A 24,246-nucleotide genomic window follows, 5' to 3' on the forward strand; every position below is an offset into this window, starting at 1 on the left:
AAATGAATAAAAACATATATATATTAGTATTGGCATTGAGTGTTTCATTATTTACAAATGCACAACAAACGCCGGCTCCCAAACAATCAAAATCCATATTGATTTTAAATGCTAAAGCACATATCGGTAACGGACAAGTTATCGAAAATAGCGCCTTAGGTTTTAAAGATGGAAAAATCATTATGATTGCTGACGCTACTACAATTCGAATAGACAAAAGTGCTTATGACATGACCATAGATGCTAGCGGCAAAGAGGTTTATCCGGGATTTATAGCGCCAAACTCAACACTGGGATTAGTAGAAATCGATGCCATTAAATCATCTGATGATGAAAATGAAATTGGGCAACTTAACCCACACGTGAGAAGTATCATAGCTTACAACTCCGAATCTAAAGTTATTGAAACCGTAAGGCCTAATGGTGTTTTAATTGCCCAAATCACACCTCGCGGCGGGAGAATTTCAGGTACTTCATCTATTGTTCAATTGGACGCTTGGACATGGGAAGATGCACTTATGAAAGAAAATGACGGTATCCACCTTAATTTTCCATCCAGCTACAAGAGAAGTGGATCTTGGTTTGAACCAGGAAGTATTGAAGAAAACAAAGACTACAAAACTCAAATCAATGAGATTCTTACATTTTTGGCCAATGCAAAAGCGTATCAAGTTGAAAATGTAAAAGAAAGAAATCTAACTTTTGAAGCAACAAAAGGATTGTTTGATGGTTCTCAAACCTTATTCATTAATGCTAATGAAGAAAAGCAAATTATTGATGCTGTACAATTAGCTAAAAGTAATGGCATTAAAAAAATGGTAATTGTAGGCGGTTACGAAGCATATAAAACTGCCGAATTATTACAAAAAAATAACGTAGCTGTTCTTTTAAAAAGAGTTCATGATATGCCAGAGCATGAAGATGACGATGTAAACTTACCTTACAAAGTAGCAAAGCTATTAACTGACAAAGGAGTATTAGTAGGATTAGAAAACAGTGGTGACATGGAACGTATGAATACCAGAAACCTACCTTTTTTAGCAGGTACATGTGCTGCTTACGGAATGGATAAAGAACAAGCATTACAATTAATCACTTCTAATACAGCCAAAATATTAGGAATAGACGCTCAATGTGGTACACTAGAAATAGGTAAAGATGCCACTTTATTCCTTTCTGCTGGTGATGCCTTAGACATGAGAACTAATAAAATATCACATGCTTTTATACAAGGTCGAATGATCAGTCTTGAAACGCATCAGTCTGTACTAAATAAGAGATATAAAGAAAAATTCAATCAAAACTAGATTATTTCACACAAAATAGCTTTAGCTTCACAAACAGACAATTTACGCCACAGTAAATTGTCTGTTTTTTTTTGAATTAGATCGAAAATAAAAACAATAGTCAATTCTAATGTGCTTTAAGATTAATAAATCCCTATTTCGAACAATTTAATTCTGAATACCCGTAAAAAAATAGGGGTCATTATCACAATATAATAAAAATATCCAGACAGTAATCATTTTTAAAGGGGTGCTTTGTAATATTTTATATTTTTGTCGAAATCTAAATAAACACAAAATGAGAAAAATTGTATTAAGCATATTGCTGATTTCCCTATTAGTACTAAGTTTGTTTTCCACTTCGATTTTATCGGCCCATCCAATTCCGATAGAAGAAATAGCATTCGACACTGGCGACACCGCGTGGATGATTGTTGCCACAGCACTTGTTCTTATTATGACTCCCGGTTTAGGATTCTTTTACGGCGGAATGGTAGGTAAAAAAAATGTGATCAGCACCATGTTACAAAGTTTCATGGCTATGATCATTGTAACTGTACTCTGGATCGTAATTGGCTTTGGCTTGTCTTTTGGCCCTACAATCGGAGGAATAATCGGTAATCCTATTCCCTTTCTGTTCTTTCAAGGAGTTGGTATCCACACCGCTTGGGAGGCAGCTCCCACTATTCCATTTCTATTATTTGCTTTGTTTCAGGCCAAATTTGCAATAATTACACCCGCTTTAATTACAGGTGCTTTTGCGGAGAGAATTCGCTTTTGGGCATATTTGTTATTCATGGTTCTCTTTATTATATTAATTTACGCTCCTTTATGTCACATGACTTGGCATCCAGAAGGAATATTATTCAAAATGGGGGTACTGGATTTTGCCGGTGGAACGGTAGTACACATGAGTGCAGGTTGGGCGGCATTAGCAGGCGCCATATTTTTAGGAAAAAGAAAGTCTCAAAAATCAAATCCTGCTCGTATCACTTATGTATTATTAGGAACAGCATTATTATGGTTTGGGTGGTTTGGCTTTAATGCAGGTTCTGCTTTAGGCGCAAATGGAATTGCGGTACAAGCACTTGGGACTACAACTATAGCTGCTGCTGCTGCTGGAATGGCGTGGGTATTCTTAGATAAAATTCTTGGTCACAAACTATCAGCAATGGGAGCTTGTATTGGTACTGTTGTAGGATTAGTAGCTATCACTCCTGCAGCTGGATTTGTAAGTATGCCTCATGCCATATTCATAGGAATTTTTAGTAGTATTGTAAGTAATCTTGCTGTAACTCGATTCCATAAAAGTACAATCGATGATGCTTTAGATGTTTTTGCTTGTCACGGTGTAGGCGGTATGACTGGTATGTTATTAACTGGAGTTTTTGCCTCTTCGGCAGTAAATTCTGCGGTTACGGATCAGGGGTTAATATTTGGTGAAACCACCTTGTTTTTCAACCAATTAATCGCTTTGGTAGGAGTATCGATTTTCGCCTTTTTATCCTCATACTTATTATTTTTTATTGTCAATAAAATTACACCGTTAAGGGTAAGTGAAGAGAAAGAAGAGTTAGGTTTAGACCTTTCTCAACACGGGGAGTTTCTATAATAGTATTTATAAAAAGCTTGTCGCACCTTAAAAATAGCACAAAAAAAAGAGGCAGCCTAAGAAAAGTATTTTCTGACAGCCTCTTTTTTTTTTTGCTATTTTATTTTATTTATTGAAATTAGAAATTCCAGCTTTCAGCCAGCTTTCATATTCAGCTACACCTACATAACTAATTGTTGGCTTTACTTTATTTAAATTGTTACCTTCTAAATCTGTTAAAACATACAAAGGCTGTGTATTAGTTTTGTATTTAGATATCATAAAATCAGTCCACTTATCCCCTACTGTTTCAATCTCTGAACCTGTGGTTTTTGATACAAACTGTTCGCTTTTCGGCAAATCTCTTTTATCATCAACATACAAGGAGATCAATACCACTTCATTGTTTAAAATAGGTAGAATGGCGTTGTCAGACCAAACATTGTTTTCCATTTTTCTACAGTTTACACAAGCATATCCTGTAAAATCAAGCATAATGGGTTTATTTACCGTTTTGGCATAAGCCAATCCCTTTTCATAATCATGAAATAGTACTATCCCGTGAGGACCGCTTTTAGCGCCTTCTGGCAAAACTACATTTGTCGCGCTCGCGCCTGAGCCTCCCAGACCCTTAGGGCTTTCGCTGTATTCCAACGTTGGAGGGAAAGCACTAATGATCTTTAACGGTGCTCCCCAAAGTCCCGGAATCATATATATCGTAAAGGTTAAAGCTAATAATCCCATCATTAATCTTCCAACCGAGATATGTGTAATTGGACTGTCATGTGGCAAGGTGATTTTTCCGAATAGGTAAAAAGCCAATGTTCCAAAAATAGCAATCCAAATCGCTAAGAATACTTCTCTTTCTAACAAATGCAATTGAAGTACCAAGTCGGCATTCGATAAGAATTTAAAGGCTAAAGCTAATTCTAGAAATCCTAAAACAACTTTTACGGTATTCAACCATCCGCCTGATTTTGGTAAGGTATTTAACCATCCTGGAAACATAGCGAAAAGCATAAATGGTAAGGCTAAGGCCAATGAAAAACCAAACATTCCAATGATAGGAGCAATTCCTCCTTTGGAAGCAGCTTCTACTAATAATGTACCAACAATTGGTCCAGTACAAGAGAACGAAACAATTGCAAGAGCCAGAGCCATAAATAAAATCCCGATAATTCCGCCTCTGTCTGCTTGACTATCGACCTTGTTTGCCCAAGAATTAGGTAACATAATTTCGAATGCTCCCAAGAACGAAGCTGCAAAAACTACTAATAAGACAAAGAATATTATGTTAAACCACACATTTGTGGATAAAGCATTCAATGCATCAGCACCAAAAATCCAAGTCACTAAAAATCCAAGTAATACGTAGATAACAATAATCGAAACCCCGTAGATAATCGCATTTCTAATCCCAGTCGCTCTTGTTTTACTTTGCTTTGTAAAAAAACTTACCGTCATAGGGATCATTGGAAATACACAAGGCGTAAGCAAGGCTGCAAATCCTGATAAAAACGCAATAAAAAAGATAGACCACAAGCCTCTTTGCGTATCTGATTTCGCTTCCTCAACTACTACTTTTTCAGTTGGAGCAACCGCAATATCAGTTTCACCAAGACTTGGCGCTAATGAATCTATTTTTACGCTATCAGTTTCAACAACATTTACAACAGCATCAACTTCTGCAGCCGCTTCATTTGAGACTGCAACTACTGTGGAACCTGCAGCTATAGAAAACGTAAATTTCTTCTCTACATTAATACATACTTCTTTACAAACCTGATAATTCAGTTCGACTTCAATTGAAAAAGCTTTGGGATTTGTAATTTGAACGAGCTGCTGTATTTGCGCTTTCTTCTCGAAGAAGGTTTCGTTAACTTCAAAAATGTCATTGAAAGCCGTTCTAGTCTTACTTTCGTTGGCTTTACCTACAAGAGCGTAATTACCTTTTGCGTTCTTAAAATTAACTTCCAGTGGCAGCGGACCACCGTCTGGAGTAAACTGAGAATACAAATGCCAGTCATTTTCTATTACTGCATCAAAGGTTAACAAATAAGTATTGTCTGATTTTTTTTCGATTTTTGTTGTCCATTTTGCTGGATCAAGGATTTGGGCGTTTACTTTGGCGAAAGCCAGAAAAGTGATAAGGATAAATAATAATTTCTTCATTACTGTAATTCTATTTTTAATATATTGCTGGTGTTGTTATCGACTTTGAATCTTTCATCTTGTCTAAGACCAATTATCCAAACTATTTTAGTTCCTGACCATAAGACCCAGATATTTTCTTTTTCTAACAATGATAATTTTTCATCTTTAAAAAGTTTACTCACTTTTTTAGACTTGCCTTCCATACCAAAAGGCTGAAAATTATCTCCGTCATTCCATCTGCGTAAAACTAGCGGAAACTCTAATTTTTCTTGATCGACAAATATAGTCCTAATTGTAGGAATAAAAATGGCATCTACTTTCTCAAAGCTAAGATTTAAGGGAACATTAACGTCTTGAAACTCTTCTTCAATAAAATACTCTTGCTGATCATTATCCAAGTCAATTGGCGTCAGAATTAAGGTTTCTCTATCTTTTAATAACCGAAACTCAGCCGACAAAACCTGTTTACCTGACTGACTTTCAACCAAATTATAAATGTCCTCCCAAGCGCTAAATCCAAAATCACGCAACCACTGGTATAAATAACTGCTGTAATTGGGTAATTTCTTTAATTGATTTAAATCAAAATAGAATGCGTCTTCCTCTTGTTTCACTACCTGCTGGTACACCATAATCGAAGCGTCTTCGACCATGGCTTGTGATTCCTGTAAATGAGATTGCGTTTTTTGAAATGAAGTTAGAAAATGTGGGTTCAATTCTTTTAATAAAGGAACTAAGTCATGCCGAATCTTATTGCGTAAATACTTATCGGAAATATTGCTGCTGTCTTCGCGCCATTCTATCTTATTTTCATGGGCATAGTTTGCAATTTCGTCTCTCGAGAAAGGCAATAAAGGACGTATAATCTTGTCATTCTGAGCTGGTATTCCCACCAAGCCTTCCAGTCCGGTTCCTCTGCTTAGATTAATTAAAAACGTTTCTATATTATCATCAGCATGATGCGCGGTAAGGATATAATCAAATTTTTCTGTTTCTAAAAGCTCGTAAAACCAATTATAGCGCAGGTCGCGAGCCGCAACTTGTGTCGAAAGCTTATAATCTTTGGCGAAAGCCTCTGTATCAAATTGAGTTATAAAAACAGGAATATCATTTGCTACAGCAAAATCCTGGACAAAATTTTGATCTCCAAAACTCTCCATTCCACGCAATTGAAAATTACAATGCGCCAGAGCAATTGTAAAGTCTAATTGCTTAAATAAATGAGCCATGACAATACTATCCAGACCACCACTGGTAGCCAAAAAAAGTTTTTTATTTTCTAAAAAAGGAAAGTTTTGAGCAATATTATTTTTGAGTCTATCTAACATAGCTCAAAAATAAAGATTAAAATTCAATTTTAAATTATGAAAGACAATTATTGCAATACTTCGCGCATTGCCTTTGCTTTAAGCAAGCACTCTTCGTATTCATTTTCGGCAATTGACAATGCTGTTATCGCGCTACCTACAGAAAAAGAAGCGTATTGATTCTTCTGATTGTATAAAATACTTCTAATAATCACATTGAAATCGAAATCTCCGTTTGGCGTAAAATAGCCTACTGCGCCACTGTACAAACCTCTTTTAGTCTCTTCTAAGTCCTCAATGATTTTCATAGCTGAAATCTTTGGTGCACCAGTCATACTTCCCATTGGGAAAGACTTCTTAATAGCATCGACGGCACTATATTGATAGTCGAGTTTAGAAATTATTGTAGAAATCATTTGGTGCACCTGCATAAAAGAATAAATCTCGCATAACTCAGTTACTTGTACAGATCCTTTTTGGGCAGTATGCGACAAATCATTGCGCACTAAATCAGTTATCATAATATTTTCGGCGCGCTCCTTTGGGTCTTCTGCTAGTTTATTCTTCGATTCTTCATCTAAAATAGGATCCAAAAATCGTTTTGAAGTTCCTTTTATAGGTTGCGAAATAAGAAGCTCTCCCTCTTTCTTTAAATACCGCTCTGGTGAGGCCGAAAGCAAAAACTGAGTGTGATTTTTAAAAAAAACGGCAAATGGAGGTTGTGAAATTTCATTGAGTTTAAAAAATTTATCCAATGGATTTAAAACCGCATTTTCTGCATAAAATTCCATACAAAAATTAGCTTCATATATATTTCCCTGATGAATATGAGTAAGCATTGTCGCAACCTTTTCTAGATAGTTTTCTTTCGAAATCCTTTGTTGAATTTCTAAAATTGCTGTCTGTCGTTCAACTTGTTTAGTTTGCAAATTAATATCTGTAAAATCCTCCTCAACCTCATCGTCACACATATTTAGATATTGAATTTCGACTTCATTGCCTCTCAATAAAAATAGTTTTTTTGGTTGAAAGAAAAATAAATCTGGAAAATCTAAACCATCAAAATTGTTCGATTGTAAATCCTCTGCATCATTTTTTAAATCATAAGACAAATAGCCAAATAGCCAATCCTTAGTAATTTGCTGGTATTGTTTTAAGTCCTCAAAAGCATTATGCTGGTCCGTTTTAATCGAAGTAAAAGCATCTACCGCCAGGACGCAATCAAAACTTGAATACTGCTGCGGATAATCGTTACTGTCCAAAAAAATGACTTCGCGAAATTGTTGTGACCAAATTAGAAGTTGTTCTTTAAACAATTTTGGATCTAAAATAAGCTTGTAAATTGATGTTCTCAAGAAAATTTGTCTTTAAAATTCAAAATTACGATAAAAAAAAAGCTTTAATATGTGGTTATCAGAAAAATCAGTTGTTATTTTTTCGTAAATTTACTATAAAACACTAATATTAAAACACTTAATCGATTTTTTATTGTTTGTTTTAATACTGATATATACGGTAATCTAAGGGGAAATATACTATTAAAAATAAATGAGCTTTACCGCATCAGTACATTTTAAATTTTAACCAATAAACCTAAATATTATGAAAATCGCTACCATTATTATTCGAACTATACTTGGACTTCTATTTCTCTATACTTCTGTAAGTTATTTTTTACACCTAAATCCTGAGCCTGCATCAACAGGAGAGTTTAAAGCATTCCAACTTGGCTTAGTAGCTTCTATGTATTTACTTCCGCTTGCAAAAGGTGTCGAACTGTTGTGTGGCTTGGCATTTGTAACAGGGAAATTCACAACCTTGGCTAATCTAGTCATTCTCCCAGTTACACTAAATATATTATTGATCAATTATTTCTTAACTCCAGATAACCTTCCCCTCGCTATTTTTGTATTCGTTGGGAACATTTTCCTGATATTCACTCACTGGGAAAACTACAAAGGTTTATTCAAAATGGATTAATTTATAGTACAAATACAAAAAAAAGGAAACCCGCTCAATGAACGGGTTTCCTTTTTTTGGTAAACAAAACAGTAAGATTTGAATTTCTATACGTGTAATGCTCTATTATCTGTAGCCGCTAGTGCCGCTTCTTTAATCGCCTCCGCAAAAGTAGGATGTGCGTGTGACATTCTTGATATATCTTCGGCTGAAGCTTTAAATTCCATCGCAACGACTGCTTCAGCAATTAAATCAGCACAACGAGCTCCAATCATGTGAACTCCTAGAACCTCATCCGTTTTTGAATCAGCAAGAATTTTAACAAACCCATCTAAATCTCCACTTGCTCTTGAACGTCCTAAAGCTTTGAAAGGGAAACTTCCTGATTTGAAATCTATTCCAGAAGCTTTTAATTGCTCTTCTGTTTGCCCTACTGCAGCCACTTCTGGCCATGTATAAACAACACCGGGAATTAAATTGTAATTGATATGCGGTTTTTGACCTGCTAATATTTCAGCAACCATAGCGCCTTCTTCTTCCGCTTTGTGCGCTAACATCGCTCCACGAACAACATCACCAATAGCGTATATGTTAGCAACATTAGTCTGTAAATGATCGTTTACTTCAACCATTCCTCTATCAGAAATTTTCACTCCTGCTTTGTCAGCGTTTAATCCGTCTGTGTAAGGACGACGACCAACAGAAACTAGAGAATAATCTCCTTGTAAAGTAATAGTCTCACCTTTAGCATTATCTGCTTGAACAGTCACGGCATCTCCGTTTCTTTCTACGGACTTCACTTTATGAGAAACGTAGAATTTCATTCCTTGTTTCTTCAATACTTTAGTTAATTCCTTAGACAATGAAGCGTCCATTCCAGGAATGATTCGGTCCATGTATTCAACAACAGAAACCTGAGCTCCTAAACGTAAATATACTTGACCTAATTCGATACCAATAACACCGCCACCAATGATGATAAGATGTTTAGGCACTTCTTTTAATTTTAATGCTTCAGTAGATGTAATAATTCTTTCTTTATCTATGTTGATAAATGGCAAATTAGAAGGCTTAGAACCCGTTGCAATTATTATATTTTTTGCTTCTACAGTCTCGCTACTTCCGTCTGCTTTTGCAACCGCAACATGAGTTGCATCTACAAAAGAACCTAATCCTTCAAGAACAGTGATTTTATTTTTATCCATTAAATATTTCACACCACCAGAAGTCTGGTCAACAATTGCTTGTTTACGTCCAATCATTTTTTCTAGGTTCACTTTCACTTCTCCAGAAACTTCAATACCGTGATCAGCAAAATGTGCTAATTCAGCATAATGATGCGAGGAAGAAAGCAATGCTTTTGAAGGAATACATCCTACGTTAAGGCAAGTTCCACCAAGAGTTGAATATTTTTCGATAATTGCTGTTTTGAAACCAAGTTGTGCACAACGAATTGCTGATACATATCCGCCTGGGCCAGAACCAATAATGACTACGTCAAATGAATTCATAGTATATTTATTTTTGTTGTTTTTTTATAAAATGTCGCACAAAATTAAGGAATTAAGTTTTGTTTAAAGTTTAATATTAAATATATTTTTCTAAGATTTTACACATCATCTTATTTAATATCCCACAAACAATTCAGTATTTGCGATAACAAGTACTAAACCTCAACTACAGTTGTGTTTTTAACTTCACTAATCATAAAGGTACTCTGCGTACTGCCAATATGATGAAGAGTCGTTAACTTGGTGACCAAAAATTCTCTGTAAGCCTCCATGTCTTTGACTACAATTTTAAGGATATAGTCATAATCACCACTTACATGATAACATTCTAACACTTCCTTTAATTGAACTACCTCACTTTCGAACGTAGTTAAAAATCCTTTAGTATGCTGAATAAGTTTCAAATGGCAAAAGACTACAAATCCCTTCTCAATCTTGGCCTTATCGAGCAATACCACGTATTTGTCAATAATACCCTCTCGCTCTAATTTTTTTATGCGTTCATAAACGGCCGTTACAGATAAATTTAACTTCAAAGACAATTCTTTTGTTGTCTTTTTACTATCTGTTTGTAATAACAAGAGTAGTTTTTTATCGATTGCGTCTAAAGTCATATTGTAGTTTATTTGGCGAAAGCGTAAATTTTTCCATAAAAATAGAAATAAAATCTACATAATTTAATATTTACCGTTTTAAAAACTGAGTTTTAACTTTAATATTGAAAATAAAAACTATATAAACGTACTTTACATTATAAATAGTACTGTTTTAATGGATGATTTAATCACTTTTGGCCTTTTATGCCTCACCTCTTTCTTTACCTTGATCAATCCGTTAGGGACAATGCCTATTTTTTTGACTATGACCACTGACTTGACTGAAAAGGAGCGTCAAGTTACAGCCAAAAAAGCCTCTTTAGTTTCCTTCATTATTATCATTTGCTTTGCGCTTTCAGGACAATTGCTTTTTAAATTTTTCGGAATCTCCGTGAACAGTTTTAAAATTGTAGGTGGCGTTATCTTTTTTATGATGGGAATGGATATGCTACAAGCAAGATTGAGCGCTGTAAAAATTAAAAAAAACGAAGTAAAAACTTATGTGAATGATATTTCCATAACACCTCTTGCCATCCCTATGATTTGCGGACCAGGCGCCATTACAAATGCAATTGTTTTAATGGAAGATGCAACTTCTATCTCTAAAATAGTAATTCTACTCGTTTCTATCGCAGCCATAGTCTTAACTACCTATTTTGTTTTACTGAGTTCTTCTAAAATTATAAAAGTAATAGGACAAACAGGTATAAACGTCATGATGAGACTTATGGGACTTATCGTTATGGTAATCGCGGTCGAATTCTTTTTTAGTGGATTAAAGCCAATTTTACACAATCTAATGCAATAACTAATAAAAAACAACCAGTATGAAATTCAATCCCGCAGACAATATTCAAGACTTACAGTATTTTGGTGAATTTGGTGGTGTAAACCCATCCATTTCAGATTCTTCGACTTACACCTTCCTTTCGGCAAAAACGATGTTCGACACCTTTGAAGGAAACATGGAAGGCTGTTATCTATATTCCCGTCATTCCTCTCCTAGTAATTTGTATTTAGACAAAGCAATGGCTGCAATGGAAGGCACTGAAACAGCAAATGTATCTGCTTCTGGAATGGGTGCCATCACGCCTACTTTATTGCAGTTGTGTGGTTCCGGAGACCACATTGTTTCGAGCAGAACGATTTATGGCGGAACCTATGCCTTTCTTAAAAACTTCGCACCGAGACTCGGAATCAAAACGACATTTGTAGATATTACAAAACTTTACGCAGTTGAAGCAGCGATTACACCAGGCACGAAAGTATTGTATTGCGAGACAGTAAGTAACCCCTTATTAGAAGTTGCTGATATTGCAGGTTTATCAAAAATTGCCAAAAAACACAATTTAAAATTGGTTGTTGATAATACTTTCTCTCCGCTATCTGTTTCTCCGGTTAAATTTGGTGCTGATATCGTAATTCACAGTTTAACAAAATACATCAACGGAAGCAGTGATACTGTAGGCGGTGTTACTTGTGCTTCACAAGACTTTATCAATCAATTAAAAGACGTTAATAGTGGTGCTAGTATGTTATTAGGTCCAACAATGGATAGCATGCGCTCTGCAAGTGTGATGAAAAACCTTCGTACACTTCACCTCAGAATAAAACAACACAGCCATAATGCAGCGTACCTAGCTGAACATTTCGAAAAAGACGGAATAAAAACGGTTTATCCAGGTTTAAAGAGTCATCCAAGTCATGACTTATATGCCTCGATGATCAATCCAGAATACGGTTTTGGCGGAATGCTGACATTAGACGTTGGTACTTTGGCGAAAGCCAATGCATTAATGGAACTAATGCAATCACACAACTTAGGTTATCTAGCGGTAAGTTTAGGATTCTATAAAACACTGTTTAGTGCTCCTGGGACTTCAACTTCAAGCGAAATTCCATTAGAAGAACAAGCTGAAATGGGGCTAACTGAAGGTTTGATCCGTTTTTCAATTGGTCTAGACAATGACATTGCAAGAACATACGAAATGATGAAAACCTGTATGCAAGAATTGGATATTCTATAACCCAATACTAACAAGTATTTTTTTAATTTGTTTATTTCTTTTCCAAATCTGCTTAAAAGCCATTTTAAGCAGATTTTTTGTTTTATTAAAGATCGCTTTTTCGTAAATTCCCGATAGAAAGCTACCACTCTGAGCGCAACCTAACTTTTAAATACAAAAAAACTCCAGATTTCTCTAGAGTTTTTATATAATAACACGAAGTTTTAAATAATTATTCTATTTCAAAAATAGCCTGTATTTCCACAGAAGCATTTATAGGTAATGAAACCGCTCCAATTGTTGCGCGTGCATGTTTACCTTTATCTCCAAATATACCTACAGCTAAATCTGAAGCAGTATTCATAATTGCGGCATGTTGTGTATAATTAGCGGAAGTATTAAAATAACCCGTTAGCTGGACCACTCTTTTAACTCTATTTAAGTCACCACCACACGCTTCTTTTAAAACAGAAACTACATTTAAAAACGCTTGCTTTGTAGCTTCTTTGGCCTGTTCATCGGTAATTTCATTTGTTCCTATTTTTCCAGGGTAAAGAATTTTACCGTCTTTTAAAGCAACTTGATTAATATAAACCACATTATTTGAAATTACATACGGAACATAATTTCCTACTGGATTTGGCGCTTTAGGAATAACAATTCCTAATTTAACAAGCGTTTGGTTTACATCCCATTCCTTTTCCGTACTTAAAACATTTTCACTTATTTTAGATGTGCTAAAAATTTTCAACGCACTAGCTGTTCTAGCCAAAGCCCTTCCTTGTTCCTTTGCTAAAGCCAATTCACTTTCGGAAGGTCTTGGTCCCGTAGCACCAGTTATTGAAGTAGCACCAAAAGGAGTGTTTCCCTGAGCTATTGTTTTATCTAACATATCACTTGCCATAATACCAGTAGGGATAATAACCATACCATGTAAAGCCACTGTACTCCAAAAACATTGTATAGCAACCTCATTTCCTGAACCTGAACCCGAAGACATAAACACTGTTGCAGGCTTCCCTTCTAAAGCTCTAGTAGTCCAAAGAGGAATACTTTTAGCAAAAAAAGCAGCCATATCAGCACTTATGTTACCAAAATGTACAGGACTTCCAAAAGCGATACCATCGTAAATGGCTAACTCCTCAATTGTCGCAATTGGAAGTTTTTGCACATCCGAACTTAAAACCATTTTAGAATCTAATGAGGGTACTCTCTTTATCACTACTTTAGTATTGGGATACAACAGTATTCCTTGTGCTATTCCCTGAGCTAATTTAAGCGTCGATCCATTTTGTGAATGAAGTAAAATTAATAAGTTTGTTTCTTTATCTTTCCCAAAAGAGGTTTGTGACAGCAGCACTAAAAAGAATAAGGAGAATAAAAATGTGTTTTTTTTCATAGAAGAATTAATACAATTATTAATAGATTTCGGCAATACGCCACCCTACAAATCTAGGGGTATACTATTTTAAAAATCTTATAATTATCCTAAAGTATTTTATTAAAATATCAATAAAACATAGCGCTAAGCGACTAAAACAAAAAACTCCAGATTTCTCTGGAGTTTCTCTATTTAAACATTGTAATTTTCTATTTTATAAGTTCAATTTTCTGAACCTCTTCTTGATTAACGCTATCAAAAAATCCTTGCTCGTTCATCCAATCATCACTGTAAACTTTACTCATGTAACGAGATCCATGATCTGGAAAAATTGCGATTACATTACTATTTTCGTCAAATTCACCTTCTTCGGCATATTGTCTAATCGCTTGCAAAACTGCTCCCGAAGTATAACCTACAAATAAACCTTCTGTTCTAGTAATTTCTCTTGCGCAGTGTGCACTTTCTTCATCAGTAACTTTCACAAACTTATCGATAGTATCAAAATCTGTAGCTGAGGGAATTAAGTTCTTCCCTAAACCTTCAATTCTGTATGGATAAATTTCATCGTTGTCAAATTCTTTTGTTTCATGGTATTTCTTCAATACCGATCCAAAAGCATCAACAGCAAGTACTTTAATGTTAGGATTTTGTTCTTTTAAGAACTTTGCAGTTCCTGAAATCGTTCCTCCTGTGCCACTACAAGCAACAAGATGGGTGATTTTACCATTAGTTTGTTTCCAAATTTCTGGTCCTGTAGAGTTATAATGCGCATCAATATTCAACTGATTGAAATATTGGTTGATATAAACAGATCCTTTAGTTTCTTCGTGTAGTCTTTTGGCAACATTGTAATAAGAGCGCTCATCATCTGCAGAAACATGTGCTGGGCAAACATAGACTTTAGCGCCTAAACTGCGTAGCATATCAATTTTATCTTTAGATGATTTTGAACTTACAGCAAGAATACAATTATACCCCTTGATGATACTAACCATTGCAATACTAAAACCAGTGTTACCCGATGTCGTTTCAATGATGGTATCTCCTGGAGATAATATTCCTTTTCTTTCTGCTTCTTCAATGATATATAATGCGATTCTGTCTTTCGAGGAATGGCCTGGATTAAAAGCTTCTACTTTGGCATAGAAATTACCTTCTAACTTTTCTGTGACTTTATTTAGTTTAATAAGAGGTGTATTACCAATTAAATCTAAAACACTATTGTAAGCTTGTATTTCTTCTTTCATAAAAAAATAGTTAGTCGAGGTGAATTTTATTAGACCTCATAACGTGGCAAATTTAACAAATTTTTTTGAATTACTTTTTAATTTTCTCTAAATCTAACAAAAAACTAAATTCCTTCGCTAATTCTCTAATAGCTTCAAACCTTCCCGACGCTCCACCGTGACCTGCGTCCATGTTCGTATCTAAAAACAAAAGATTGCTGTTAGTTTTTAATGTTCTCAGCTTAGCAACCCACTTTGCGGGCTCCCAATATTGCACTTGTGAATCATGTAATCCCGTTGAAATATACATATTTGGATAAGCTTGGGCTTTTACATTATCATAAGGAGAATAGGACTTCATGTACTTATAATACCTTTTAACGTTTGGGTTTCCCCATTCATCATATTCCCCCGTTGTAAGTGGAATTGTTTCATCTAGCATTGTAGTAGTAACATCAACAAAAGGTACTTGAGCGATTACACCATTGTATAGTTTTGGCGCCATGTTTAAAATAACTCCCATCAGTAATCCGCCGGCAGAACCACCTTCAGCATATAAATGTTTGCGAGAAGTATATTTTTGCTCAATTACAAACTTCGAACAATCTATAAAATCCTTAAAAGTATTTTTCTTTTTTAATAATTTTCCACCTTCATACCATTGTCTTCCTAAATCTTCTCCGCCGCGAATGTGCGCTATAGCATAAACAAAGCCTCTATCTAGCAAGGATAATCTTGTAGATGAAAAATAAGCATCCATAGAATGTCCGTAAGAACCGTATGCATAAAGAAGCAATGGATTTTTACCATCTTTTTTCAATCCTTTTCTATAAACCATAGAGATAGGAATTTGAGTTCCATCTTTAGAAGTTGCCCAAACACGTTCTTCAGTATAGTTATCCTTATCGAAGTTCCCGCCTAATACCTCTTGTTCTTTCTTGACTTCCTTTTCTTTGGTCTTCATATTGAAATCAATAATCGAAGCCGGTGTCGCCATAGATTGAAATGCATATCTTAAAATATCAGTTTCAAAATCAACGTTTGCAGTCGCATGAGCTGTATAAGTTTCGCTTTCAAAAGGCAAATAGTACTCTTCTGCTCCATCCCAAGGCATGATTCTTATTTGAGTTAAACCATTGCTACGCTCTGTTACTACCAAAAAGTCCTTGAAAATATCAATGTCCTCAAGTAGAACCTCTTCTCTATGTTCAATAACATCTTCCCAATTTTCCATCGAAGTCTTAGACTCAGGCGTTTTCATTAATTTGAAATTAGTTGCCTTGTCCTTATTAGTAAGTATATAAAAATGATCTCCAAAATGAGAAATACTATATTCCAATCCTCTTTTTCTTTTTTGGAAAACTTTAAATTTCCCTTTCGGATTGTCTGCTAATAAAGTTCTGAATTCGGTTGTTAGCGTGCTTGATGAACTAATCAAAATGTATTTTTTTGATTTCTCTTTTCCTACAGCTACATCAAAAGTGTCATCTTTTTCGAAATAAACTATTTCATCTGCTGCAGAATCTGTTCCTAATTTATGCTTTCGAACAGTATCCGAACGTAAAGTATTTGCATCCTGAGTAGTATAGAAAATCGTTTTATTGTCGTTTGCCCAAGTCGAATTTCCAGTAGTATTTTCTATTCTGTCACTTATGATTTCGCCCGTTGTGAGATTTTTTATTTCTAAAGTATAAATTCTCCTTCCCACTAAATCTATGGCATAAGTTGCTAATTGATTGTCATTACTGATGCTCAATCCACTCAATTTGAAATATTTTTTGCCTTTTGCTAGTTCATTGCAATCCAGCATGATTTCTTCTTTTGCCGAAAGGCTTTCCTTTTTTCGAGAATATATAGGATAATCTTTACCTGTTTCAAAACGGGTTATATAGTAGTAACCATTATATAGGTAAGGAACCGACTCGTCGTCTTCCTTGATTCTAGCTTTCATTTCCTCAAACAAATCCTTTTGGAACTCCTGAGTATGAGCCGTCATTTTTTGATAGTACTCGTTTTCTTTATTTAGATAGTCAATCACTTCAGGGTTTTCGCGGTCCTTTAGCCAAAAATAATTATCAACTCTTACGTCGTCAAATTTTTCTAATAGTGTAGGTATAATTTTAGCAACTGGTGGCTGTATGTTTTCTGTCATTATTTGAGTTTCATATTTATAAAGCAGCTGCAAAAATAAACAAAGCCGATCTATAACGCATCCGTTTTTGATCTAATTTAACATCCTTATTCATTCAAAAATTCGTAATTTCGTATTTCAATAATTTTTAAATTATAAAAAATGGATTTAATGGGAATGATGGGTAAACTTAAAGAAACCCAACAAAAAATGGAAGACACTAAAAAACGCCTGGATACAGTTCTTGTTGATGAACAAAGTACAGACGGTTTATTGAAAGTTACAGTAACTGCTAACAGAAAGATAAAATCAGTCACTATTGCCGATGAATTATTGGAAGACAAAGAGCAACTAGAAGACTATATGATTTTAGTGATGAACAAAGCAATCGAGAAAGCAACGAAGGTAAATGAAGCGGAACTTGATGCTGTTGCAAAAATGGATATGCCTATGATTCCAGGCATGGACAACTTATTTAAGTAAAATAAACACTTTATGAAGTATGAATTATGAGTCAATATAGTAACTCATAATTCATAACTCATAATTTACAGTCTGGCCAAGGTTTCTAAAACGTAAGTATGCATCACTTCTCTATAATCAAGGTGTGTTACCATTCTCAATTTACCCTGCCCCATTGAGCTAATAGATATATTTTTCTGTTTTAATTTTTCGATAAAGTTCTTCTCACTGTAATTACTTTTCAAAGTAAAAATCAAGATGTTTGTTTCAACCGGCTCGACTTTGGCTACCCAATCTCTAGTTTGCAAAACTGCAGCCAATTCCTTTGCTCTTCTATGGTCTTCTGCAAGACGACTGATATTGTTGTCTAAAGCATATAATCCGGCTGCCGCCAAATACCCCACTTGACGCATTCCGCCTCCTAATATTTTTCGAATACGCAACGCACGATGAATGGTCGCTTTATCTCCTAATAGTACAGAACCTATTGGCGCACCCATTCCTTTGGATAAACAAACTGAAATCGTGTCAAACAAACGTCCAAAGGCTTTCGGATCTTGCTTTTTGGCAATTAAGGCATTCCAAATTCGGGCACCATCAAGATGGAACTTCAAATTATTAGCAACACATACTTCTTTTATCTTTTTTAATTCGTCCAACTCATAACAAGCACCACCGCCTTTGTTAGTCGTGTTTTCGACACAAACTAAACTCGTTAACGGACTATGGTAAAATTCGGGATCATTTATGGCTCCAGCCACTTGCTCGGCAGTAATCATTCCGCGATCACCATCAAGCAATGCAAAAGATACTCCACTGTTAAATGAAGCACCGCCACCTTCATACAGGTAAACATGTGCATATTTATCGGCAATAATTTGCTCTCCTGGATTTGTATGAAGTTTTAAAGCCGTTTGATTAGCCATTGTTCCCGAAGGGAAAAACAGCCCTGCTTCCATCCCAAATATTTGCGCTATGGTATCTTCTAATTCTATTACTGTTGGATCTTGTTTGTATACATCATCACCTACTTCGGCATTGAACATATACTGCAACATTTCAATTGAAGGCTTAGTAATTGTATCGCTAATTAAATTTATTTCCATTGATTTATTTTATATTTTCGAAAGGAAAAGCCGCGACTTCTCCCCAAGTAAAAATTTTTCTTATTTTTGTCGCACAAAATTACATAATTTATGACAACTACCGAACAAATTAAAGGTATTGTAGAGCGCCTTGGTGCGTTGAGGAGGTATCTTTGACGTTGATGCCAAACTAATTGAAATTTCTAACGAAGAAGAAAAGACTTTTGCTCCAGATTTCTGGAATAACGCAAAAGAAGCCGAACTAATTGTAAGAAATCTTCGAAATAAGAAAAAATGGATTGAAGACTACGATAAAGCAGTCGAAATGACTGACGAACTGCAGCTAGCCTATGAATTTTATAGAGAGGGAGAACTCACTACAGAAGAATTAGATGAGCAATATGCTCTTATTTCAAATCATATCGAAGCCATAGAATTCAAGAATATGCTTTCTGACGAAGGCGATTCACTAAGTGCTGTTGTACAGATTACTGCAGGTGCTGGAGGTACTGAAAGTTGCGACTGGGCCGAAATGCTTATGCGTATGTACATGATGTGGGGTGAGAAATACGGCTACAAAATAAAAGAACTGAATTTCCAAAAAGGAGATGCCGCTGGTATAAAAACCGTTACACTTGAGTTTGAAGGTGATTATTCCTTTGGATATTTAAAAGGAGAAAATGGAGTTCACCGCTTAGTGCGTATTTCTCCATTTGACAGTAATGCAAAAAGGCACACTTCATTTGCGTCTGTATATGTATATCCGCTTGTAGATGACAGTATCGAGATTGATATCAATCCCGCCGATATTGAAATTACCACTTCTCGATCTAGTGGTGCCGGTGGACAAAATGTGAATAAGGTCGAAACTAAAGTGCAACTTTTTCACAAACCTACAGGCATTCAAATTCAATGTTCAGAAACTCGTTCACAGCAAGACAACAGACAACGTGCGATGCAAATGCTTCGTTCGCAGTTGTACGAAATCGAACTAAAGAAACAATTAGCGCAGCGCGCTGACATTGAAGCTGGAAAAATGAAAATAGAATGGGGCTCACAAATTCGCAATTATGTGATGCAGCCCTATAAATTAGTAAAAGACGTACGTACCGGTTATGAAACCAGCAACGTCGACGGTGTGATGAATGGTGAAATCGACGAATTCTTGAAGGCCTATCTAATGATGATGGGACAAAGGGACGAGGAAGAATAATGATATTTTATCACTAATTATAATCCTACAGAGAAACCAAACCTTCTTTGTAGGATTTTTTGTTTATTTTAGCCAAAAATAAAAGTGTAGCACGTATGAAAAAATCTGTTTTATTTTTCTTATTTCTAATTTCGAGTACTTTTTATAGTCAAGAAAAGGTCTATTTTACTGAAGATTTCAAGGAATTACTTACCGCAGAAAAAGCTGTATATTACAGTACTTACGAAGAGTTAGAAAAAGGCACACAAAGAACTACGTACTTTATCGATGGTACAAAGCGAAACAGTGATTTTTTCTCAAACTATCGCAAGAGAGTTAAAGAGGGGTCTTCAATTGAATGGCACAAAAACGGAAATAAAGCAAGAGATTTATTTTACGTAAAAAACAAGATTGAAGGAGTTTCAAATTCGTATTATGAAAACGGGCAAATCAAACGTACTGAGCACTTTAAAAATGGTTTATTTGTGAGCGGTAAGTGTTTTGATGAAAACGGAAGTGAAATCGCATATTTTCCTTATCAAAAAGACCCCGAATTTCCTGGAGGCATCAAATTATTTTATGCTTATGTAGCAAAAAATTTTAAAGCCCCAAATAGCGGCCAAGGTCAAATAGTTATTGGATTTTCTGTTGAATTGGATGGTACTTTAAATCACTTTGAAGTTATTAAGAGCATCAACAAAGAGATGGATTTAGCAGCGATAAAAGTATTAGTGAATGGTCCCAAATGGACTCCTGGTCAAATCGATGGTAAAGACGCCGTAGTAAAACTAAAAATTCCAATTACCATAAAATACAATTAAAAATTATAATTCTCTGAATATCAATTGTATACCAATCGATTATCCTTTCATTTTAAAGCTATATAACATAAACTTCTCCCGTATATAAAAGATCAAATTTTTGAAAAAATGATGTTTCTAATAGTTAACTCATAAAAGTAGACACCGCTTTCTTTAAAATCTTTTAATTAAAGGTACGGTGAAAAGAAAAGAAATAGTATACAATAAAAATAACTGTTTTTATTAGCAAGCAGATAATTATCAAACCCGACAGGATTATACTACGTCGGCTTTTTTAGTATTTCACCATCATTCGAGAACAATAGTTAAATAGTAATTCCACCAAAAGGAGAGTAACTATAAATCGTAAAACCTTCACAATTAAGAAAAATTAATAACTATTTTTAGTTAATGTTACATTCACTATTCATAAAGGATTTGGAAAACTAGTTACTATTTACTTTATTTGAATTCGAATTAAAGTATTTAGCACCTTACCACTTATGAAATCTTATACAGTCCAAGAAATAAATGAAATTCTAAACGGAGTTATATATGGAAACACTTCCCAAGCGATTACAGCGCCTGAACAACTTGAGGTTGCTACCGATTCTGAAATATCATTTATTGGAAATAAAAAATATGAAAAATTATGGGCTTCTTCTAAAGCTTGTGTTGCGGTAGTAAATGAGGATATTTCGATAGAACCAGGTGAAAATAGAGCGTTCATCAAAGTGAAAAATGCTGACTTAGCGATGTCTCAGGTTTTAGAACTTTTTGCTCCTCCTGCACCCGAATTTTACATCGACATTCACCCAATGGCAGTTGTTTCTAAATCAGCGACCATCGGTCTTGGAACAAAAATAGGTGCTGGATGTTATGTGGGACCCAATGTGAAAATTGGCGAAAATGCTATCATTTATCCTAATGTCACCATTCTTGATGAATCTACCATTGGTAAAAACACAATCTTATGGTCTGGAGCGGTGGTTAGAGAACGTTGCCATATTGGTAATGATTGTATCATACATCCTAATGCGACTATCGGAGCAGATGGATTTGGATTTCGCCCTTGCCCTCAAAGAGGTTTGGTAAAAATTCCTCAAATAGGAAATGTAGTTATAGGAAATAATGTCGAAATAGGCGCCAACTCTTGCGTGGATCGGGGAAAATTTAGTTCAACGGTTTTAGGAGATGGATGTAAAATTGATAATCTAGTACAAATTGGTCACAACAGTAAATTGGGACGTTTTTGTATTATGGCTGGACACAGTGGAGTCGCAGGTTCTGTAACCTTAGGGGACGGCGTTATCATTGGTGGAAGCGCCTCCATAAAAGACCATGCCACTCTAGGCAGCGGAGCAATCGTAGGAGCTGGATCTGGAGTTACCGGTGATGTACCCGCTGGAAAAACAGTTTTGGGCTATCCTGCAGTTGAAGCACGCGATGCCTTAAAACAATGGGCAATATTAAAAAGACTCGTTAACGAATCTAAGAAATAAACAAGTAGATTTTATCATATTCATAAAAAAACAGGAGTTCGCTTCTGTTTTTTTGATTTTATCTCGAAATTATTTACAAATGAACCAAAATAATAAATTTTATTTCGTTCGATTTTGTATTTTAGCACCAACTATTTATAACACTATTACAACATGGATTTAAACTTCAATAAAAACGAAGATCACAATAAACTGTTATTGTCTCAATTAAAACAAAATCTCTCGAAAGTAAAATTGGGAGGAGGCGAAAAGAGAATTCAAAAACTGCATGCCGAAGGAAAAATGACAGCGCGGGAGCGCATTGATTATCTACTAGATCCTAAGGCGAAATGTATTGAAATTGGAGCTTTTGTTGGTGAAGGAATGTATGCTGAACATGGCGGTTGTCCTTCTGGAGGTGTTGTAGTCAAAATAGGTTATATCGGCGGAAAGCAATGTATTGTAGTCGCTAATGATGCCACCGTAAAAGCGGGTGCTTGGTTTCCAATTACTGCCAAGAAAAACTTGCGTGCACAAGAAATCGCGATGGAAAATCGGCTACCTATTATCTATTTAGTAGATAGTGCAGGAGTTTATTTACCAATGCAGGACGAAATTTTTCCAGACAAAGAGCATTTCGGACGTATTTTTAGGAATAACGCCCAAATGAGTAGTATGGGAATTACCCAGATTTCGGCTATCATGGGAAGCTGTGTTGCCGGAGGTGCTTATCTACCTATAATGAGTGATGAAGCGATCATTGTTGAAGGAACAGGTAGTATCTTCCTTGCGGGTAGTTATCTAGTAAAAGCAGCTATTGGAGAGAGTATCGACAATGAAACTTTGGGAGGTGCTACCACACATTGTGAAATCTCGGGAGTGACAGATTACAAAGCCAAAGACGACAAAGATGCATTAGACAAAATAAAAAATATAGTTGATAAAATAGGAGGTTTCGATAAAGCCGGTTACAGCCGTGTGAAGTCAGAAAAACCGGCCTTAGACGAAAAAGAACTCTACGGTGTTTTGCCCAAAGCTAGAAATGAGCAATACGACATGATGGAGATTATCAACCGTCTTGTGGATAACTCCGAATTTGAAGCCTATAAAGATGGCTATGGCCAAACAATAATTACTGGTTACGCTAGAATCGACGGTTGGGCTGTAGGAATTGTTGCTAACCAACGAAAAGTGGTAAAAACCAAAAAAGGGGAAATGCAATTTGGCGGTGTAATCTACTCTGACAGTGCCGACAAAGCGACTCGTTTTATAGCAAATTGCAATCAGAAGAAAATTCCTTTAGTTTTTGTTCAGGATGTTACCGGTTTTATGGTGGGATCTAAATCAGAACAAGGCGGAATCATAAAAGATGGCGCCAAAATGGTGAATGCAGTAAGTAATTCTGTAGTACCTAAATTTACGGTTATTGTGGGGAACTCCTACGGTGCTGGAAACTATGCAATGTGTGGAAAAGCGTATGACCCAAGATTGATTTTCGCTTGGCCAAGTGCAGAACTAGCCGTTATGGGCGGAACACAAGCTGCAAAAGTATTGGCGCAAATCGAAGCATCTTCCTTGAAGAAAAGCGGTGAGATCGTCGACGAAGAGAAAGAAAAAGCACTTTTTGACAAAATAAAAGCAAGATACGACGAACAGGTTTCTCCTTACTATGCTGCTTCTAGATTGTGGACAGATGCGATTATCGATCCTCTTGACACACGAACTTGGATATCCATGGGTATCGAAGCAGCGAATCACTCCCCTATCGAGAAACAATTTAACTTGGGTGTAATTCAGGTATAATTTATCTTAAGGAGCAAAAAAGTCTACTGATGGTGCGGATATTTTCCACACAGAGGAAAGCGTGAATTTGTACTCTGTGCACGCACAAAAATTCAAATAGCACAAAAACTACAACTGTAAAAAGTTGTAGTTTTGTTTTTAACGCCATTTTACAATATCAACACAGTACAAAATTTTGATTACTCAGATTTAGAGAATTAAATAAAAGTTGATTTAATGTAGATTGCGGGCACAAATTACAAAGCCGATATTTATAATATGAAAATGAAACT

General features: G+C 35.5%; 19 protein-coding genes. 10 read left to right on the top strand and 9 right to left on the bottom strand.

The genetic code is table 11. From position 1 onward, the window contains the following. Positions 1-2 precede the first annotated feature (2 nt). Together FQU23_RS10450 and FQU23_RS10455 are read left to right on the top strand one after the other, a co-directional pair. Entirely contained in the window at positions 3-1,307 is a 1,305-nt protein-coding gene (locus FQU23_RS10450) for an amidohydrolase family protein (protein ID WP_147673773.1), read from the top strand. A gap of 277 nt (positions 1,308-1,584) precedes the next feature. After that, the gene (locus FQU23_RS10455) at positions 1,585-2,898 is read left to right on the top strand and encodes an ammonium transporter (protein WP_147673774.1); all 1,314 of its coding nucleotides are present in this window, start codon (positions 1,585-1,587) and stop codon (positions 2,896-2,898) included. 105 nt (positions 2,899-3,003) lie between these two features. On the opposite strand, the gene FQU23_RS10460 is transcribed toward FQU23_RS10455, so the two are convergent. Genes FQU23_RS10460 through FQU23_RS10470 form a run of 3 tightly spaced genes read right to left on the bottom strand, consistent with a single transcriptional unit; the run spans position 3,004 to position 7,693 of the window. Next, the gene (locus tag FQU23_RS10460) at positions 3,004-5,049 is read right to left on the bottom strand and encodes a protein-disulfide reductase DsbD family protein (RefSeq protein ID WP_147673775.1); all 2,046 of its coding nucleotides are present in this window, start codon (positions 5,047-5,049) and stop codon (positions 3,004-3,006) included. Continuing rightward, positions 5,049-6,359, bottom strand: a complete 1,311-nt coding sequence (gene tilS / locus FQU23_RS10465) for a tRNA lysidine(34) synthetase TilS (protein ID WP_147673776.1) — start codon at positions 6,357-6,359, stop codon at positions 5,049-5,051. The genes FQU23_RS10460 and tilS overlap by 1 nt, the downstream gene beginning before the upstream one ends. A gap of 47 nt (positions 6,360-6,406) precedes the next feature. Further along, positions 6,407-7,693: an anthranilate synthase component I family protein gene (locus FQU23_RS10470; protein WP_147673777.1), complete on the bottom strand. Its 1,287-nt coding sequence runs from the start codon at positions 7,691-7,693 to the stop codon at positions 6,407-6,409. Positions 7,694-7,940: 247 nt separating this feature from the next. Here FQU23_RS10470 and FQU23_RS10475 point away from each other — a divergent pair, with 247 nt between their 5' ends. After that, positions 7,941-8,318 (top strand): DoxX family membrane protein, encoded by a 378-nt coding sequence (locus FQU23_RS10475; protein ID WP_147673778.1) that lies wholly within the window; start codon positions 7,941-7,943, stop codon positions 8,316-8,318. An 86-nt stretch (positions 8,319-8,404) separates the two neighbouring features. On the opposite strand, the gene lpdA is transcribed toward FQU23_RS10475, so the two are convergent. Together lpdA and FQU23_RS10485 are read right to left on the bottom strand one after the other, a co-directional pair. Further along, positions 8,405-9,808, bottom strand: a complete 1,404-nt coding sequence (gene lpdA, locus FQU23_RS10480) for a dihydrolipoyl dehydrogenase (RefSeq protein ID WP_147673779.1) — start codon at positions 9,806-9,808, stop codon at positions 8,405-8,407. Between the two features lie 155 nt (positions 9,809-9,963). Continuing rightward, complete coding sequence (locus FQU23_RS10485) at positions 9,964-10,422, bottom strand: Lrp/AsnC family transcriptional regulator (RefSeq protein WP_147673780.1); 459 nt, start codon at positions 10,420-10,422, stop codon at positions 9,964-9,966. Between the two features lie 157 nt (positions 10,423-10,579). Between FQU23_RS10485 and FQU23_RS10490 the strand changes: the two genes are divergently transcribed. Further along, positions 10,580-11,212, top strand: coding sequence for a MarC family protein (locus FQU23_RS10490; RefSeq protein WP_147673781.1), 633 nt, complete (start codon positions 10,580-10,582; stop codon positions 11,210-11,212). 19 nt (positions 11,213-11,231) lie between these two features. Then, a complete protein-coding gene (locus FQU23_RS10495; RefSeq protein ID WP_147673782.1) occupies positions 11,232-12,431 on the top strand; it encodes an aminotransferase class I/II-fold pyridoxal phosphate-dependent enzyme in 1,200 nt (399 codons plus the stop codon). Between the two features lie 211 nt (positions 12,432-12,642). Here FQU23_RS10495 and wrbA read toward each other — a convergent pair whose 3' ends face one another. From wrbA to FQU23_RS10510, 3 genes are all read right to left on the bottom strand, one after another. Continuing rightward, a complete protein-coding gene (gene wrbA / locus FQU23_RS10500; RefSeq protein ID WP_147673783.1) occupies positions 12,643-13,809 on the bottom strand; it encodes an NAD(P)H:quinone oxidoreductase in 1,167 nt (388 codons plus the stop codon). A gap of 191 nt (positions 13,810-14,000) precedes the next feature. Then, positions 14,001-15,041: a PLP-dependent cysteine synthase family protein gene (locus FQU23_RS10505; RefSeq protein ID WP_132111259.1), complete on the bottom strand. Its 1,041-nt coding sequence runs from the start codon at positions 15,039-15,041 to the stop codon at positions 14,001-14,003. A gap of 70 nt (positions 15,042-15,111) precedes the next feature. Then, a complete protein-coding gene (locus tag FQU23_RS10510; protein ID WP_147673784.1) occupies positions 15,112-17,172 on the bottom strand; it encodes a S9 family peptidase in 2,061 nt (686 codons plus the stop codon). Positions 17,173-17,313: 141 nt separating this feature from the next. Between FQU23_RS10510 and FQU23_RS10515 the strand changes: the two genes are divergently transcribed. Next, positions 17,314-17,634: a YbaB/EbfC family nucleoid-associated protein gene (locus tag FQU23_RS10515; protein WP_147673785.1), complete on the top strand. Its 321-nt coding sequence runs from the start codon at positions 17,314-17,316 to the stop codon at positions 17,632-17,634. A 65-nt stretch (positions 17,635-17,699) separates the two neighbouring features. Here the strand turns inward: FQU23_RS10515 and FQU23_RS10520 are convergent, their stop codons facing one another. Then, positions 17,700-18,719, bottom strand: a complete 1,020-nt coding sequence (locus FQU23_RS10520) for a threonine aldolase family protein (protein WP_147673786.1) — start codon at positions 18,717-18,719, stop codon at positions 17,700-17,702. A gap of 90 nt (positions 18,720-18,809) precedes the next feature. Here FQU23_RS10520 and prfB point away from each other — a divergent pair. The 4 genes from prfB (at position 18,810) to FQU23_RS10540 (ending at position 23,974) form a co-directional block, all read left to right on the top strand. After that, positions 18,810-19,911 (top strand): peptide chain release factor 2 gene (gene prfB, locus FQU23_RS10525; protein ID WP_147673787.1). Its coding sequence is split into 2 segments (ribosomal slippage): positions 18,810-18,872 and positions 18,874-19,911, totalling 1,101 coding nucleotides; the frame shifts between segments, so codons are not numbered across the junction. A 95-nt stretch (positions 19,912-20,006) separates the two neighbouring features. Next, positions 20,007-20,711: an energy transducer TonB gene (locus FQU23_RS10530; protein WP_147673788.1), complete on the top strand. Its 705-nt coding sequence runs from the start codon at positions 20,007-20,009 to the stop codon at positions 20,709-20,711. Positions 20,712-21,193: 482 nt separating this feature from the next. Further along, complete coding sequence (lpxD, locus tag FQU23_RS10535) at positions 21,194-22,192, top strand: UDP-3-O-(3-hydroxymyristoyl)glucosamine N-acyltransferase (protein ID WP_147673789.1); 999 nt, start codon at positions 21,194-21,196, stop codon at positions 22,190-22,192. Positions 22,193-22,345: 153 nt separating this feature from the next. Continuing rightward, positions 22,346-23,974 carry an acyl-CoA carboxylase subunit beta gene (locus FQU23_RS10540; RefSeq protein ID WP_147673790.1) on the top strand — a complete coding sequence of 543 codons (1,629 nt, stop codon included), beginning with the start codon at positions 22,346-22,348 and terminating at the stop codon, positions 23,972-23,974. Positions 23,975-24,246: the final 272 nt, after the last annotated feature.

The organism is Flavobacterium sp. XN-5 (assembly GCF_008033395.2).
In the GTDB taxonomy this organism is placed as follows: Bacteria; Bacteroidota; Bacteroidia; order Flavobacteriales; family Flavobacteriaceae; genus Flavobacterium; species Flavobacterium hiemivividum.

What these genes read in the sequence shown, in the direction of transcription:
- FQU23_RS10495 (WP_147673782.1), top strand. Translation starts at nt 11,232, where the DNA reads ATGAAATTCAATCCCGCAGACAATATTCAAGACTTACAGTATTTTGGT.
- FQU23_RS10455 (WP_147673774.1), top strand. Translation starts at nt 1,585, where the DNA reads ATGAGAAAAATTGTATTAAGCATATTGCTGATTTCCCTATTAGTACTA.
- FQU23_RS10510 (WP_147673784.1), bottom strand. Translation starts at nt 17,172, where the DNA reads ATGACAGAAAACATACAGCCACCAGTTGCTAAAATTATACCTACACTA.
- tilS (WP_147673776.1), bottom strand. Translation starts at nt 6,359, where the DNA reads ATGTTAGATAGACTCAAAAATAATATTGCTCAAAACTTTCCTTTTTTA.
- FQU23_RS10490 (WP_147673781.1), top strand. Translation starts at nt 10,580, where the DNA reads ATGGATGATTTAATCACTTTTGGCCTTTTATGCCTCACCTCTTTCTTT.
- wrbA (WP_147673783.1), bottom strand. Translation starts at nt 13,809, where the DNA reads ATGAAAAAAAACACATTTTTATTCTCCTTATTCTTTTTAGTGCTGCTG.
- FQU23_RS10540 (WP_147673790.1), top strand. Translation starts at nt 22,346, where the DNA reads ATGGATTTAAACTTCAATAAAAACGAAGATCACAATAAACTGTTATTG.
- FQU23_RS10460 (WP_147673775.1), bottom strand. Translation starts at nt 5,049, where the DNA reads ATGAAGAAATTATTATTTATCCTTATCACTTTTCTGGCTTTCGCCAAA.
- FQU23_RS10515 (WP_147673785.1), top strand. Translation starts at nt 17,314, where the DNA reads ATGGATTTAATGGGAATGATGGGTAAACTTAAAGAAACCCAACAAAAA.
- lpxD (WP_147673789.1), top strand. Translation starts at nt 21,194, where the DNA reads ATGAAATCTTATACAGTCCAAGAAATAAATGAAATTCTAAACGGAGTT.
- lpdA (WP_147673779.1), bottom strand. Translation starts at nt 9,808, where the DNA reads ATGAATTCATTTGACGTAGTCATTATTGGTTCTGGCCCAGGCGGATAT.
- FQU23_RS10520 (WP_147673786.1), bottom strand. Translation starts at nt 18,719, where the DNA reads ATGGAAATAAATTTAATTAGCGATACAATTACTAAGCCTTCAATTGAA.
- FQU23_RS10530 (WP_147673788.1), top strand. Translation starts at nt 20,007, where the DNA reads ATGAAAAAATCTGTTTTATTTTTCTTATTTCTAATTTCGAGTACTTTT.
- FQU23_RS10450 (WP_147673773.1), top strand. Translation starts at nt 3, where the DNA reads ATGAATAAAAACATATATATATTAGTATTGGCATTGAGTGTTTCATTA.
- FQU23_RS10485 (WP_147673780.1), bottom strand. Translation starts at nt 10,422, where the DNA reads ATGACTTTAGACGCAATCGATAAAAAACTACTCTTGTTATTACAAACA.
- FQU23_RS10475 (WP_147673778.1), top strand. Translation starts at nt 7,941, where the DNA reads ATGAAAATCGCTACCATTATTATTCGAACTATACTTGGACTTCTATTT.
- FQU23_RS10505 (WP_132111259.1), bottom strand. Translation starts at nt 15,041, where the DNA reads ATGAAAGAAGAAATACAAGCTTACAATAGTGTTTTAGATTTAATTGGT.